This window comes from Pyrococcus sp. ST04, assembly GCF_000263735.1.
GTDB lineage: Archaea > Methanobacteriota_B > Thermococci > Thermococcales > Thermococcaceae > Pyrococcus.
Genome location: NC_017946.1, coordinates 735,391 through 749,456, shown reverse-complemented (window position 1 = coordinate 749,456; position 14,066 = coordinate 735,391). Strand labels below are relative to the sequence as shown.

At 41.9% G+C, this 14,066-nt stretch carries 14 protein-coding genes; 10 read left to right on the top strand and 4 right to left on the bottom strand.

Annotated elements, in window-relative coordinates; translation table 11 throughout:
- Nucleotides 1-107: 107 nt before the first annotated feature.
- On the top strand, nt 108-3,515 hold the full coding sequence (locus tag PY04_RS03865; protein WP_237710149.1) for a CARDB domain-containing protein: 3,408 nt from the start codon (nt 108-110) through the stop codon (nt 3,513-3,515).
- A gap of 63 nt (nt 3,516-3,578) precedes the next feature.
- Here the strand turns inward: PY04_RS03865 and bpsA are convergent, their stop codons facing one another.
- Nucleotides 3,579-4,628 carry a N(4)-bis(aminopropyl)spermidine synthase gene (bpsA, locus tag PY04_RS03860; protein WP_014733863.1) on the bottom strand — a complete coding sequence of 350 codons (1,050 nt, stop codon included), beginning with the start codon at nt 4,626-4,628 and terminating at the stop codon, nt 3,579-3,581.
- A gap of 119 nt (nt 4,629-4,747) precedes the next feature.
- On the opposite strand from bpsA, the gene PY04_RS03855 reads away from it, so the two are divergent.
- The 4 genes from PY04_RS03855 to PY04_RS03840 are packed head-to-tail and all read left to right on the top strand — an operon-like array spanning nt 4,748 to nt 6,923.
- A complete protein-coding gene (locus tag PY04_RS03855) occupies nt 4,748-5,341 on the top strand; it encodes a DUF4443 domain-containing protein (RefSeq protein ID WP_048055963.1) in 594 nt (197 codons plus the stop codon).
- The gene (gene pyrF, locus PY04_RS03850) at nt 5,338-5,961 is read left to right on the top strand and encodes an orotidine-5'-phosphate decarboxylase (RefSeq protein WP_014733861.1); all 624 of its coding nucleotides are present in this window, start codon (nt 5,338-5,340) and stop codon (nt 5,959-5,961) included. Before PY04_RS03855 ends, pyrF begins: the two co-directional genes overlap by 4 nt.
- 18 nt (nt 5,962-5,979) lie before the next feature.
- A complete protein-coding gene (locus PY04_RS03845; RefSeq protein ID WP_014733860.1) occupies nt 5,980-6,498 on the top strand; it encodes an RNA-binding protein in 519 nt (172 codons plus the stop codon).
- Nucleotides 6,477-6,923 (top strand): adenylyltransferase/cytidyltransferase family protein, encoded by a 447-nt coding sequence (locus tag PY04_RS03840; protein ID WP_048055962.1) that lies wholly within the window; start codon nt 6,477-6,479, stop codon nt 6,921-6,923. Before PY04_RS03845 ends, PY04_RS03840 begins: the two co-directional genes overlap by 22 nt.
- Here the strand turns inward: PY04_RS03840 and PY04_RS03835 are convergent, their stop codons facing one another.
- On the bottom strand, nt 6,924-7,946 hold the full coding sequence (locus PY04_RS03835; protein ID WP_014733858.1) for a M42 family metallopeptidase: 1,023 nt from the start codon (nt 7,944-7,946) through the stop codon (nt 6,924-6,926).
- 154 nt (nt 7,947-8,100) lie between these two features.
- A complete protein-coding gene (gene tdt, locus PY04_RS03830; RefSeq protein WP_014733857.1) occupies nt 8,101-9,066 on the bottom strand; it encodes a tellurite-resistance/dicarboxylate transporter in 966 nt (321 codons plus the stop codon).
- Nucleotides 9,067-9,152: 86 nt separating this feature from the next.
- Between tdt and PY04_RS03825 the strand changes: the two genes are divergently transcribed.
- Nucleotides 9,153-9,620 (top strand): Mut7-C RNAse domain-containing protein, encoded by a 468-nt coding sequence (locus PY04_RS03825; protein WP_014733856.1) that lies wholly within the window; start codon nt 9,153-9,155, stop codon nt 9,618-9,620.
- Here PY04_RS03825 and hypE read toward each other — a convergent pair.
- On the bottom strand, nt 9,617-10,627 hold the full coding sequence (gene hypE / locus PY04_RS03820) for a hydrogenase expression/formation protein HypE (RefSeq protein WP_048055961.1): 1,011 nt from the start codon (nt 10,625-10,627) through the stop codon (nt 9,617-9,619). The genes PY04_RS03825 and hypE overlap by 4 nt on opposite strands.
- Nucleotides 10,628-10,712: 85 nt before the next feature.
- On the opposite strand from hypE, the gene PY04_RS03815 reads away from it, so the two are divergent.
- From PY04_RS03815 to PY04_RS03800, 4 genes are all read left to right on the top strand, one after another.
- Entirely contained in the window at nt 10,713-11,012 is a 300-nt protein-coding gene (locus tag PY04_RS03815) for a PadR family transcriptional regulator (protein WP_014733854.1), read from the top strand.
- Complete coding sequence (locus PY04_RS03810; protein ID WP_014733853.1) at nt 11,005-12,186, top strand: MFS transporter; 1,182 nt, start codon at nt 11,005-11,007, stop codon at nt 12,184-12,186. Before PY04_RS03815 ends, PY04_RS03810 begins: the two co-directional genes overlap by 8 nt.
- A gap of 77 nt (nt 12,187-12,263) precedes the next feature.
- Nucleotides 12,264-12,938, top strand: a complete 675-nt coding sequence (locus tag PY04_RS03805) for a hypothetical protein (protein ID WP_014733852.1) — start codon at nt 12,264-12,266, stop codon at nt 12,936-12,938.
- On the top strand, nt 12,935-14,065 hold the full coding sequence (locus PY04_RS03800; RefSeq protein ID WP_014733851.1) for an iron-containing alcohol dehydrogenase: 1,131 nt from the start codon (nt 12,935-12,937) through the stop codon (nt 14,063-14,065). Before PY04_RS03805 ends, PY04_RS03800 begins: the two co-directional genes overlap by 4 nt.
- Nucleotide 14,066: the final 1 nt, after the last annotated feature.

Genomic DNA, 14,066 nt, shown 5'->3' with positions numbered 1-14,066 from the left:
TCATTTTAATGCAGTATTAGGTTGTTCTAGTGAAAGTTTTTACAGAGATAAAATATATAAAGTCCAGCGAATTAATGTATCACTTGAGGTGATTACTTTTGGGTGTAGTGCGTTGGACAATTGGGATTTCACTTGTGCTTGTTATGATATTCTCAGTATTTCAACCAGTGGCTGCAATGTATGGAACAAAGACAATAGACAGTAGCTTAACGGAATGGCTAAAAGCTGATGTTGTTGCAATAGGGAAAGATTCAGGATTAGCAGGAGCCAATTTGGATAAGCTCTACATTGCATGGGATGAGAACTATCTCTACATAGCAATTAAGACTAATAATTCTCAGAGTTGGGATGTTGCATATGGAATTGGAATTGACATAGACCCAGGTGCAGGGACTGGATACAAGGGAACAAGTGACGCCTGGGGAAGGAAAATATCGTTTGGGAATAATTTTGGAATCGACTACGAGATTTACTTCTGGTGGAGCGGATCTTCTGGAATAACGGCCGATAATTTCATAACTTGGACTGGTGAGGGATGGGATTACAAGAGTATAAGCGAAGTTGGCGGAGAATTTGCATATTCGGGAGATTCGAGTAATGGATTGCAGACTCTAGAAATAAGAATTCCTTGGAGTGCTTTTGGTGAGAAACCTGAAAAAATTGGCATCATTGCATGGATTGCCGGGGGAGATGGTAGTAGTGCCGTTGACTCACTTCCCGTGGATCCTACCATAGATTATTCCAACATAGGAAGCGAGTGGACTGATGACGATACGTTTACTAACTTAGCTGTCGTTTCAGTATCTTCAAAAGTCATTGACGGAGATCTTAGTGATTGGACAGAAAATGAGAAGATTCCCTCACTACCAAGTGGGCTCCCCGGAGCAGATATAGAGGCACTATATGTTTCCTGGGATGCGGATTACTTGTACATCGCGATAAGAACAAATAATTCTCAGAGTTGGGACGTTGCATATGGAATTGGAATTGACGTAGATCCAGGAAGTGACAATGGATATAGTAGCGCTGTCGGGGAGACAGACGCTTGGGGAAGGAAAATAACATTCTCTGGATTTGCCATAGATTATGAGATTTACTTCTGGTGGAGCGGATCTTCTGGAATAACGGCCGATAATTTCATAACTTGGACTGGTGAGGGATGGGATTACAAGAGTATAAGCGAAGTTGGCGGAGAATTTGCCTATACTGGCGATACTACTACGGGGCTACAAACACTAGAGATAAAGATACCCTGGAGCGCTCTCGGTGGCTTCAAAGAAAGGTTTGCCATTATAGCCTGGGTTACCGGAGGTGATGGGAGTAGCGCCGTTGACACTGCTCCCTATGATCCAGCTATTGATTACTCGAACATCGGGAGTGAGTGGACAGATGAAGATGTGTTTAGTATGCTAGCGACGACATTTGAATTCCCTGATCTTACAGTTACCATCTCAGGCCCAACTGTTGTCGGGGTGAATAGGGAGGCGGAGTACTCTGTACACGTTAGAAACTTAGGAGATCTTCCAATTTCAGAAACGACGGTTAAGGTTTACATCAACAACACTCTCTATAAGAACTGGACTATTTCCGTAGATGCGAGAGAAGAAAAGACGATAACCTTCAACTGGACTCCTACAAGTGTGGGAGATTACACTATAAAGGCCGTTGTTGATGAAGAGAATTCAGTATTAGAACTCAATGAAAACAATAACGAATACAGTTTAGACGTGAGCGTTGTCTGGGTTGGAAAGGTAGATGTGGATGGAAATCCAGATGATTGGCCAAAGGTTTCTTTAACTGATAATTCCTACGAAGTTACTAGTGGATACTTCATCTGGAAGGATGCAGTTGGAGATCAAAGAAAAGATAAAGATCCGTACCTTCCCGGGAAGAGTTCTGAACATTCAGACCTAGTTGAGTTTGGAGTGACAAAAGACGAGAAGTACGTATACTTCCTACTAATGTTTGAAAATATGAGCAATATAAAGATTGGAGACAACGGGGCAACATTTGTTGCGATTCCAATAGACTACAAAGCCGGTGGTGTATATTGGTTCGCTGGAGACATGGATACTAAGACGATAATTCCGTGGGATATTCAGATTGTCGTAAATCTTGCCAGTAGTGAATATTCTGGGGAGAAGGAGGTAGTTGCAGGACCAGGTTCGTCAAAATCTTCATTATTCTACATACTAGATTCAGACGGGAACATAATACAAGTCAGTGATGCAATCGTCGGAATTAACTTAGATATGAACACGATAGAGATAAGGATTCCATTATCCGCAATAAACAATTCAGAAACTATCAAGTTACAGGTTGCAACAGCATTTAGCTATGGTCCTGCAGTTTGGAACTTTGGAGATCCCTTTGCAAACGACGATATAAGCGACATTGTGGATACAATTTCAGAAGCCTCAACAGAAGAGGAACTTAAAGATAACATACCTGACTATTACATAAAGATAACTTTTAATGCTGGGGTCGAGAGAGGGGAAGTAATTAACTACCTTGAAGAGAGGTTAGCTGAGGAGAGAAGGAGAAACGTTAACGCATTTATGGATGTTGCAAGGTACTATGGACTATCTAGGTTCCAGACAGAGTATGCCAAGTACTCTATACTTCTCCAAAACCTCAGCTCATTAAGTGTTCCCGCAGAGTTTACCAAAGAAATCGAAGAGCTCACTTCAAAAGTTTACGAGCTCGAGAGATTATACAATGAGGCAGTAAGAGATGTTAATTCAGGAAAATTCACAATATCAACTGCTGTTAAGATATACAGGGCATATACGGGCCTTATTAGGATAAACGCCAAGCTTCAACGGATAATAGAGATTATAACTTCTAAAGAACTGGAATGGGCTAGAGAAATGCAGGAGTTAAAGAAGGAGTTAAAGAAGAACATTGATGGCAACTTAACAGATTGGAGTGTAAAGCCACTTGTGGAGGATACTACTGGATTTGGACAAGAAGGCGCCGATCTAAAAGCTCTTTATGTAGACTACGACGACAACTTCTTGTATCTGGCTTTAAGGACTAATAACAAGGCTTCATGGAGAATAGCCTACGGAATTTCCCTTGATTATAAGGAAGGTGGCTATACCACCGGAGGAGACGCATGGGGAAGGAACATCGACTTCACGAGAGGAATAGATGCACAGATATACCTATTCTGGAATGGAGAGTTCTTCGGAAGCCCAGGTACTAACAATATAACATCTGCCAACTTAGCTATCTGGAGAAATGGAACTTGGGAGTATCTTAAGCTTGATAAGTATGCATTCTATGCCTACAGTGGTGGAGATGACGGACTGCAAACACTTGAAATAGCAATACCATGGAAGGTTCTCGGTGGAAAGCCAGAGAAGATTTACATAGTCGCATACATAACAGGGCAAGGGATTGGGGATTCAGCTGTAGACGCACTTCCAGACCAACCAGCACTTCACGACAGTGACAATGAGTGGACGGATTTCGATGAGTTCACGAACTTTGCCGAAGTTATTATCAAGTGAAGCAGTTTTCTTCTCTTATACTTTTTTTACATAAAGCAAAGTATAAGGAAGAAAGTGGAAATATCATGTTGTTGATGCCTCTTCATCGTTGTAAATATCCTCATCAGTTATTTCCTCTTCGTATCCTCTTGAGCCCTCTAATGTCTCAATCCTGAACATATAGCTCTTGTACCAGTTATACTCTGGGAGCTTCTTAATTGGGATGAGCTTCCAAGCTCTAGTCTCTTCAGCGTATCCCCAGTTTACGTATTCGTTGAAGTTCCTTATTATGTCTGTTATAACAACATTGAACTCATTTATCAACAACTTCTGAATTTCCCTCCACTTGTCTAGAGAGCTTTCTCTCCTAGTAATTCCAAAGTATCCGGCACATCTTGGACCTTTGAGTGTTGCTATTCCTCTTCCAACGAAGGCTCTTATTGCCTTAACGGTTTCTGGAGGATCCGTTATGAAGGTGTCAAACTTGTGAAGAGCATAATCCGGCAAGGGCTTTCTCAGGTCAAAGGTGAATATTTCGATGTCATTGTACCCAATCTCATCGGCAACTTTTTCTATGAACTTGATTAGCCTCTCGTCTATGTCGAGAACGGCTATTCTCTTTGGTAAACCTGATAGCATTAGGGCAACACTCGTTAAGTCGTCATCGCCAAGAACAAAAACTTCTTTGTTCTCTAGATCTCCTCTCGTGTGCATTAGTATAACCCTTGCTACGGTCGTTTCAGGGGTCACATAAGCCTGGTCATATTCATGGACTGGTTCTGGCCTGTCCTTTACGATTTCTCTGAATTGCTCCAATAGGTCAGCAAAGGCTTGGAGATCAACTGTTTTACCTTGGCAGTGTGGGCATGTGTAATCGTACCTCTTCCCAATTCCGTACTCTGCTATAAGATTTTCTCCCTTTTCTGTTAGCTTGACTCCATCCTTAAAGTCAACATAACCCAGCTCATTTAAAGCTTCTAGGATTGCAACGACGAGAGGAAGAGGTTCTTCACTGAGGTCGACTATTCTCCAGATATCACTGCTCGCTAAAATGGCAGACAATACGTTTTCTACGCTTCTCTCATAAACTGGTATCTTTGTTTTGGCTTTAACCCTCTCTACTATCTCTTTCATCTTCTAACACCTCCAGAAGTGTTCTTTTTTGAATTCTCTTTTACCTCCTTTTAAAGGTTTCTGGGCCCTAGGTTAAACTTTATTTAGTTTCCAAGCAAAGTTTTGATTTGGTGGTGAGAGTGGAACGGAGGCGGGGGGCATACCCCGAATACACCCTTGAAGATGCCTTTGCAGTAATATTCATGCTTAAGGATCCAGTTGGAAGAAAGCAAATGGCAGAAAAGTTAGAACTGGGGGAGGGAACTATAAGAACCCTCTTAAGGAAGCTCACTCAGCTTGGACTCATAAAGTCAAGACAGAGAGGGCATTTCTTAACTGAAGAAGGTATGGAACTCAAGGGCAAGCTTGAGGAGTTATTTTCTGAGCCGATAGAAATCAAAGTGGAGAATTTTCCAGCGTTCGCCGTTGTTGTGAAAAATCCAGGTGAGTTTAAATCAATAGAGCTCAGGGACGAAGCTATAAGATTTGATGCTAAAGGAGCCATGATACTGATAGTGAAGGACGGGGATATTGTGTTTCCCGAGGATCTGAGGCCGCTCAAAGAAACATATCCAGAAATAGTTGAGAAGCTTTCAGGTTATTATAAAGAAGGAGATGCCATTGTAATAGCCTGGGCAGACAGCCCCGGAAAGGCCTTGAGAGCAGCTATTCATGTAGCACTCGTCATGAAAGAAGACAGTATTCCTCAGGAGTTAATGGAGGTGATCAAGTGATAATTCTCGCCTTAGATGTCTATGAAAGGGAAAGAGCGATAAAAATTGCTAAGGAAGTTAAGGATTATATATCAATGATCAAAGTCAACTGGCCTCTGATAATAGGAAGTGGCATAAGCATAATAAGGGAATTAAAAGATGGGATAGGTCTTCCGATAATAGCGGATTTAAAGCTCGCAGACATTCCAAACACAAACAGGCTTGTAGCGAGGAAGATTTATGGAGCCGGTGCCGATTATGTCATAGTTCATTCTTTCGTTGGAAAGGATAGCGTTCTTGCGGTCAAAGAGCTTGGCCAAATAATAATGATCGTTGAAATGAGCCATCCTGGTGCGTTAGAGTTCATAAACCCCTTAACAGATAAATTTATAGAAATGGCAAATGAAGTTGAGCCTTTTGGTGTTATAGCTCCGGGTACAAGACCTGAGAGGATTAGGTACATCAGAGGAAAATTAAAGAGGAGTATAAAGATTCTAACACCAGGAATAGGAGCGCAGGGAGGAAAGGCCAAAGAGGCTATGGAGGCTGGGGCTGATTATATAATTGTTGGAAGATCCATATACAATGCCGAAAATCCAAGGGACGCCGCTAGAAAGTTGTACGAGGAGATTGTCAATTAAATTTAAAGGGGATGGAAAATGGAGTTGAGGATTAAGCATCCATTGAGCAAGAAGGAAGTTAAGGCAATAATACGGCAACTAGGTGAAATGTTCGGTGAGGAGATAGCTCAGAAGATGCTCAAAAAGAAGGATGACGTGAAAGTTGCAGAATTTGATAAAACTACTGAAATAATTCTTGTCAATGACAGGCCTATGTTTATAAGGAGGAAAGACCTTATATTTCCCCTTGTCATAGCCCTGTATAATCTTTCGGACGAGGAAGACTTAAAGAAGTGGCCAAGAAGAGTTGTTGTTGATGAAGGGGCCGTTCCCCACATACTTAATGGAGCCGATGTAATGGCCCCAGGAATAGTTGATGCAGACGAGAATATAAAAGAAGGAGACTTTGTTTTCATAATTGAGGAAAATTATGGAAGACCGCTGGCGATAGGAATAGCTCTTATGAGCGGGAAAGCCATGAAAGAGAAAAACAGGGGCAAGGCTGTTAAGGTAATCCATCATGCGAGGGATAAAATATGGGAAATAACCGCAAGATAAGGGTGGTGGTTGGAGGAGTTTTTGATATAATCCACGTTGGTCATATTCACTTTCTAAAGATGGCCAAGGAGCTTGGTGATGAGCTTATAGTTATAGTCGCCCACGATGAAACCGTGAAGAGAAGGAAGGGGAGACCTCCAATAAATCCCGCAGAAGATAGGGCAGAAGTCCTTAGGGCCATAAAGTATGTTGATGACGTTGTAATTGGAGAACCCGGTGAGGTCAGTTTAGAGACGATAAAACGGCTCAAACCCGACATAATAGCCCTTGGCCCTGATCAAGACTTCAGCTGTGAAGATTTGAAAAAGAAGCTTAAGAAGGAAGGGTTAAATGTCGAGGTCATCAGGCTTCCTTATTTGTATAAGGCAGATAGGGCTAAAACAAGTAAAATAATACAGAGGATAATAGAGACATTCTGTGACTAACTAAATCGGAACTCCAAACTTATCCTCTATGTAAGCCCTTATTAGGTCTTTTGTAGCGTATAGTCCTCTCACATGTGTCCTTTCCATTCCATGACTCGCATGAACTCCTGGTCCTATGAGAGCCACCTTAAAGTCCCATCCTGCCCTCAATGCCGCCGAGCCATCTGAACCGTAGTATGGGAATACATCAACCACGTAGGGAATTCCCTTATCTTCAGCAAGCTCTATTAACCGGGTAGTCATGTCGTAGTCATAAGGTCCTGTGGAGTCTTTAGCTGCTATAGAAACTGCGGTTTCTCTCCCGTAAACGCCCTCTCCAACCACCCCCATATCAACGACTAGTAACTCTTTTGTCGACTTCGGGTAGCCAGCTGAGCCTCCATGTCCAACTTCCTCATACGGTGAAAAGAAGAACGCCACGGGGATATTGTCAAGCTTATCCTTTAGATCTAAGATAAGGTCAAGAACTACGGCAACACTTGCCTTATCGTCCAAGAAGTGGGCCTTTATGAAGCCGTTAACGTACTCAAATTTTGGATCAAACGCTATGAAGTCTCCAGGTCTTATTCCGAGTTTTTCTGTGTCATCCTTTTTCTCTACCAGCTCATCCAGCCTTATATACATGTTTTCTTCCTTTCTCTCCTTCTTTCCAACCTCTTTATTCACGTGAGCACTTGGGTTTTTAAGTAATAATGTTCCTCTGAACTTTCTCCCTTTCCTCGTTATTATCGTGCAATACTCCCCCTCAAATACAGGTAGAACTAACCCCCCTATTCTTGAGAATGCTATATGCCCATCTGGAAGTATTTCCTTAACCATTGCCCCTAACGTGTCCACGTGGGTTATCACAACGAGCTCAGGTCTGGGATGATTTCCAGCTATCAACGCCCCCTTGTTAGTAAAATGGTAGTTCACGTTGTTTTCCTTCATAAATTTCTCTAGGTATGCCATTATCTCTTTAGTATAACCCGTTGGGGAAGGTATTTCTAGGATTTCCTTTAGGATTTGCACAACTCTTTCCATGGCTATCTCACCATTTAGATGATTACCTAATTTAAATTAAGTCTTTCCCTACTCTTATCAAACTTACTTAACTTAGTTTTAATTAGTTTTAAGAAGTATTAATAAAGTGGGAGAAAGGGAAAGTTACTTTTCTTTTGAAAGCCCTTGGGGGATGTTAGTCGCCTGCAATAATCTTTCCCAGATGTACTATGCTCCTTATAGAGGTTATGATCCACAACGCCCACAAAAGGAGATATAAAACCATCCCAAACTCTTTTATCAAAATATTTCCAGTTATTGAAGCAACTTTAAGCGTTGCGGAAGTGTAAGCACCTAATGGGAAGATGAAAGCCCACCATGCGATACTGTAGGGGAGGGATAGCCTTCTGAGATAGTAGAGAGTTAGCAATATTGCCATTATGAGCCACCAAACTCCAAAACCCCAGAGAAGAGCCCCAAGAAGTTTTAATTCACCGTTCAAAAGTGCCAAGAGAGATGCAGTTCCAGCCCCGATAGGACCAAGGTTTATCCAGATAGAAGGTGCCAAGCCACATGGTAGAGGTTCGTGTCTTATGAACCTAAGCATGACTATGGAAAATAACGCCAAGTATAAGAAAAAGCCTGAGCTCCATGAGAAGTAGAGTAACATCTCAATTAAGCCACTTCTTGGGTAGAGACATGTCATTGGAATAACTATAAGCCCAACTGGCGGAATAAACCATGCTGGTCCAATTGCTTTTATGTTAACCTCTTCCTCGGTAAACATTATGTATGGTATTAGAAGGGAAAATACGATGGTCATGATAACTCCTGCAATCCACAGGTAATAAGCTGATTTCAAATTGAGAACTATTCTAAGGTCGGCAGAGAGTATCAGCATTGCTATCGCTATTGTTCCATAAAAATGAGAAACTACAGGATGTCTTAAGTCTTTTAGGGCATCCTCTTTATAGAGAACCCATCTTGCTACCCATGGAATTAGGAGAACTAAAAAGAGTGCTAGGTTTAGGTAAGTAAGAGCTTTTGATACCACTTCTAGCTGTTGAAAATCTTTTGAGAGCATTTTGCTCGTAATTGCAAGGGCTCCAGTTCCCATAACGCTTGCGAAAAGGCTAGGAGGAAAGTTTTTTATAAGCTTCATCTTCTCACCTGAAATTAAATACATATGAAGGTAATTAAATTTATTGGTGGAAAACCTGTTTAAGAGGGAAGCTAAAAATTTGGGCGATGAAGTTCATAGCAGATATGATGCTTGGAAGACTCGCAAGGTGGCTGAGGCTTTATGGTTATGATACACTCTATGGAATTAAAGAGGATGAAGAAATAGTGAAGATAGCAAGAAAAGATGGCAGGATAATTCTGACGAGGGATTCTGGCCTTGTTGAAAGGGCAAAAAAGCTTGGTGTAAAGGCTATTCTAATAATGTCAAATTCCCTGGAAGAGCAGATAAGGCAACTTATGGATGAGGGGGTTGAATTTGGGGAACTGTTTCCAGAGAATGCTAGGTGTCCTAAGTGCAATGGAGTAATAGTTAGAGTGAAGAAAGAGGATGTAGCTGGTAAAGTTCCGCCCAAGGTTTATGAAGCCTACGACGAGTTCTATATGTGCACAAATTGTGGACAGATTTACTGGCCCGGAAGACAGTGGAGGGAAATGGAAAAGATGGACAAGAACTTTAAGAAGTTGAAGCATTAACAGACTCTTGGAACGGGATCTCCAATTGGAGGTTCCATGAATCTTTTTCCGCCAATTCCCGTCTCGAGTATAACTTTTCCAGGATACTCTTTAATTACTTCTCCAATTATTGCAGCATTTTTTCCCTTTTCAAGCTTTTTCATAGCCTCAAGGGCGTCTTCTCCGTACTCCTTGGAGACTATCATAACAACCTTTCCTTCATTGGCAACTTCGTAGGGACTTATTCCAAGCATTTCACTTGCAGCTTTAACTTCGGGTTTTATTGGAATATCGTTCTCCCTCACCAGAATTCCAACGTTAGCTTTTCTGGCCATTTCATTAAGGGCGTTACTTAAACCTCCTCTGGTGGGATCCTTCATTGCATGAATATTCTCCCACCCTATTTCCTTAGCCACTGCTTCGACAACATCCCATATTGGAGAAACGTCACTCTTAAGTTCTGTTTCAAAGGATATCCCTTCCCTGTGGCTCATGAGGGCAATTCCATGGTCTCCAATTGTTCCGCTTACTAGAACAAGATCTCCAATTTTAGCTCCTGAATCCGTTATCGGCCTCTGGGTAATCCCAACTCCCGCTGTTATCACGAATATTCCAATTTCATCTTCAACGACCTTTGTATCACCTGTAATTATCGGAACAGGAACTTCTTGAGCTGTATCGTTCATCGATTTTAATATCCTCTCCAGGTCGCTCACTTCAAACCCTTCCCCAATTATGAGAGAGCTTGCCAAAGCTAGTGGTTTTGCTCCCATTACGGCAAGATCGTTGACTGTCCCGCTAACCGCTAATCTTCCTATATCCCCGCCGGGGAAAAATATCGGCTTGACTGTATGCCCGTCTATCGTGAACACTATATGCTCGTCTCCAAGTGGTATTGTAGCCCCATCATCCAATGCCTCAAGCCCTATTCCGCCTGCAGAGCTAATCTTTATGTTCTTTAGAATTACCGTTCGGATTAACTCTTCCATTAACTCTCCTCCGGCACCATGTTCAAGCTTTATCTTCATTCCTATCCCCAACTTATGCTCTTTTTTATGGGCTTATAAAGAAAACTTTATAAGGCAATATCGAATTTCGATATCGGTGTTCGATATGAAATACCGAGACTTTCTAACACTCCACATACTTCACCATGCAAAGAAAGAGGGCATAACAGGGACTTTTATTATGAAAGAGCTCGAAAGACACGGCTACTCCATAAGCCCCGGAACGATTTATCCCCTGCTCCATTCTCTTGAGGAGGAGGGCCTTCTCCATAGCAGATGGGAGGTTAGGAATGGAAAGAGGATCAGAATTTATGAGATAACAGAAGAGGGTGTTAAAGTGCTTGAAGAGGGAAAAAAGAAAGTTAGAGAGCTCTGTAGTGAAATCTTAGGTGATAACGATGAGTAGGGAGGAAAGAAAGATATTTGGAATAAGCTGGAATGTATTTCTTCTGGGACTGGTCAGCTTTCTTAATGACATGAGCAGTGAAATGATAATGCCAATAGTTCCAACTTACTTAACAGATATCCTTGGGATAGGGAAAGCTTTGAGTGGATCAATAATGGGGCTCATAGAAAGTTTGAGCTCACTCTTCAAAGTTCTATTCGGGTACTTCAGTGACAAGTTCAGGAAGAGGAAGGTGTTCGTTGCTCTCGGATATACTCTTTCTGCAATTGCTAAGGGATCCCTTGCCTTCATAAGTAGTTGGTGGGAGTTTGTTGGACTGAGAATAATTGACAGAATCGGAAAAGGAATAAGAACTGCTCCCAGAGATGCCCTGATAGCTGAATCTAGCGAAAAAGGAAAAACAGGAAAATCTTTTGGCTTTCATAGGATGATGGATACTCTTGGAGCAGTTGCGGGCCCATTAGTATCTATAGCGTTAATCTCACTCTTTGCAAACATTCCAAGGGTTACTGCATACAGAAGAATCTTCCTAATTTCAGCACTTCCTGGACTAATAGGAGTGTTGATAGTCCTGCTATTCGTTGTTGATAAAGGTGGAGAAGTTAGAAAGAAAATAAAAGGGATATCTGCATTGAGGTCAAGAAATCTTCAAATGTTCTTGATCATAGTTGCAATAGGTGCCTTAGGGAGGTACAGTTATGCTTTCACTCTCTGGAAGGCTGAAGAGCTTGGTCTCACAGTAGTTCAGGGATTAGGATTCTATGCACTTTTCAACTTGATTTATGCTCTCTCTGCATATCCCCTCGGTGCTTACTCAGATTATATTGGGAAGAGAAGACTAATAACTGCTGGTTTTGGAATAGCAGCCTTGGCATCTCTAGCGTTTGCATTCGCAAGGAATATCTATGAGTTAGCCCTTGCTTTCATCCTCTATGGGATTTATATCGCAATTGAAGACACAATCCCAAGAGCATATATGGCAGATTTAGCCAAGGAGTTCGAAAAAGGAACGGTAATAGGTGCATATCATACTGTCTTTGGAGTCTTTGTGTTCCCAGCATCAGTCATTGCTGGGGTACTATGGCAGAACTACTCCCTCACCCACGCATTCCTCTATGCCAGCATCATGAACTTAGTTGCAATGGTGCTTATGCTCTTAACAAGAGAAAGCTAGAGCCTTCTATTTTTCTTTAAAAGCTTTTCTGAGAATATTTATTAATTTTCAATTCCATCCCTCTTCGGTGGGTGAGCATGAAATTTGAGAGTCTGGATGAAAAGATAAAGAAAGTTTACGCAAAAGTTCGAACAATCGACGAATTTCACTGGCAAATTGACGATAACTCAATAATGGGGGTTCACAAAAAGAGCGGGATGAAGCTCCAGATAAGGATAGCTGGAGGAAAAGAAGAAGCTGATAAGCTCGCTCAAGAAAAAGAGCCTGGAATTTTGGATATAATAGTTATCCCAGGCAAGGGAACATTTTATGTTAACAATGGGGCATTTATAATGTCCTTAAAGTTCCTGAGACCAACCGTCCAAGATATAGCCGATCATATAGTTTGGGCAGGATTCAAAGTCGTTGAGGAAGATGGAAAGTTAAGGCAGGAAGACGTCTATGACTACCTAGGAGGAAGGTTAATTGAGCATCTAAAGCAGGGACTCGTTAACGGAAGGGACTATGTGTTCTGGCCCTTCCACAAGTGCAAATACTGCGGAAAGTATGTTGACATCGACAGCTTGGCCAGACACATGAAATCTCACGGAGAGGATATAAAAGAATGGAGTGAGGAAAAGTACGAAATACTGGAAATAAGCTTCGTTGACAAAAAGGTTTACGATAAGTTTGGAAAAGAGGTGCCAATGGATAAGTTTAGTGATGAAGCGAAGGACTTCATAAAAGACAGCTTTGAGGGTGAGGGATTATGAGATTTTTCCTCAAAACAACAATATTTCTTGGAAGAGGATCGCTAAGTAACATCTCAAAATTGATATCAGAAAACGAGAGAGTCATAGTATTTTCTTCAAAGTCAATGGAGAAGCTTGGATTCCTTAAGGAGGTCATAAACAATATTGAGAATGCTGGTGGAGTGTATGAAACAATAGTCGGCGTTCCTCCCGAGCCAACGATTGAAAATGTTGAAGAAATTCTCCCAAAGGTCAGAGAGTTCAAACCCGACACTTTCATTGCAATAGGTGGGGGAAGTGTAATAGATGTTGCAAAAGCTGTAAAGGTTTTCTATGACGTTCCTGATCTTGACTTCGATAACGTTGCTGTGTTCAGCAGGTTCCAAAAGGTAAATCCGCTTCCAAAGCTTAAGAGCAAGTTCATTGCCATCCCCTCAACAAGCGGTGCGGGGAGCGAGGTCTCAGCTGCAAGCGTAATAAAGAAAGGAGGGACAAAGTACACTATAGTTAGCCCAGACTTATGTCCTGACTACGCTATTCTTGACCCAAGGCTTCCAGAGAATATGCCAAAAGAAGTCGCAAGAAACTCGGGGTTAGATGTTCTTGTTCACGCAATAGAGGCCTATGTTTCAAAGGTAGCAACACCATTCAGTGATGCCTATGCTCTAAGGGCGGCAAAGATAATCTTCGAATACCTCGAGAAGAGTGTCGAGGGAGACTCGGAGGCTAGGGAAATGGTTCACTATGCAGCTACAATGGCTGGAATAGCATTTCTAAACGGAAGGCTTGGTTTAGTTCACGCAATGAGCCACAAGGCCGCATGGATAGGGCCACACGGTTTAATCAACGCAATACTTCTCCCATATGTTATGGAGTTCAACGTTAAGAAGGCCCCTGAAAGGTACGATAGCTTAGCTAGGGAACTTGGATTAAAAGATGTAGAAGAGCTCTACCTGAAGATAGTTGACCTCAATGAGAGACTTGGTGTTCCTAGACTTTCAGACCTAGTAGACGAGGACGAGTTCATGGAGAGGTTACCCGAGATGGCAAGAAAGGCTTATGAAGACCCGTTGGTAGCATTCAACCCAGTTGAGCCGAGTGTTGAGGAGATTAAAGAAATTTATTTGAAGGCCTTTAGAGGAGAGTGAA

What these genes read in the sequence shown, in the direction of transcription:
- PY04_RS03810 (WP_014733853.1), top strand. Translation starts at nt 11,005, where the DNA reads ATGAGTAGGGAGGAAAGAAAGATATTTGGAATAAGCTGGAATGTATTT.
- tdt (WP_014733857.1), bottom strand. Translation starts at nt 9,066, where the DNA reads ATGAAGCTTATAAAAAACTTTCCTCCTAGCCTTTTCGCAAGCGTTATG.
- PY04_RS03845 (WP_014733860.1), top strand. Translation starts at nt 5,980, where the DNA reads ATGGAGTTGAGGATTAAGCATCCATTGAGCAAGAAGGAAGTTAAGGCA.
- bpsA (WP_014733863.1), bottom strand. Translation starts at nt 4,628, where the DNA reads ATGAAAGAGATAGTAGAGAGGGTTAAAGCCAAAACAAAGATACCAGTT.
- PY04_RS03815 (WP_014733854.1), top strand. Translation starts at nt 10,713, where the DNA reads ATGAAATACCGAGACTTTCTAACACTCCACATACTTCACCATGCAAAG.
- hypE (WP_048055961.1), bottom strand. Translation starts at nt 10,627, where the DNA reads ATGAAGATAAAGCTTGAACATGGTGCCGGAGGAGAGTTAATGGAAGAG.
- PY04_RS03825 (WP_014733856.1), top strand. Translation starts at nt 9,153, where the DNA reads ATGAAGTTCATAGCAGATATGATGCTTGGAAGACTCGCAAGGTGGCTG.
- PY04_RS03805 (WP_014733852.1), top strand. Translation starts at nt 12,264, where the DNA reads ATGAAATTTGAGAGTCTGGATGAAAAGATAAAGAAAGTTTACGCAAAA.
- PY04_RS03840 (WP_048055962.1), top strand. Translation starts at nt 6,477, where the DNA reads ATGGGAAATAACCGCAAGATAAGGGTGGTGGTTGGAGGAGTTTTTGAT.
- PY04_RS03835 (WP_014733858.1), bottom strand. Translation starts at nt 7,946, where the DNA reads ATGGAAAGAGTTGTGCAAATCCTAAAGGAAATCCTAGAAATACCTTCC.
- PY04_RS03800 (WP_014733851.1), top strand. Translation starts at nt 12,935, where the DNA reads ATGAGATTTTTCCTCAAAACAACAATATTTCTTGGAAGAGGATCGCTA.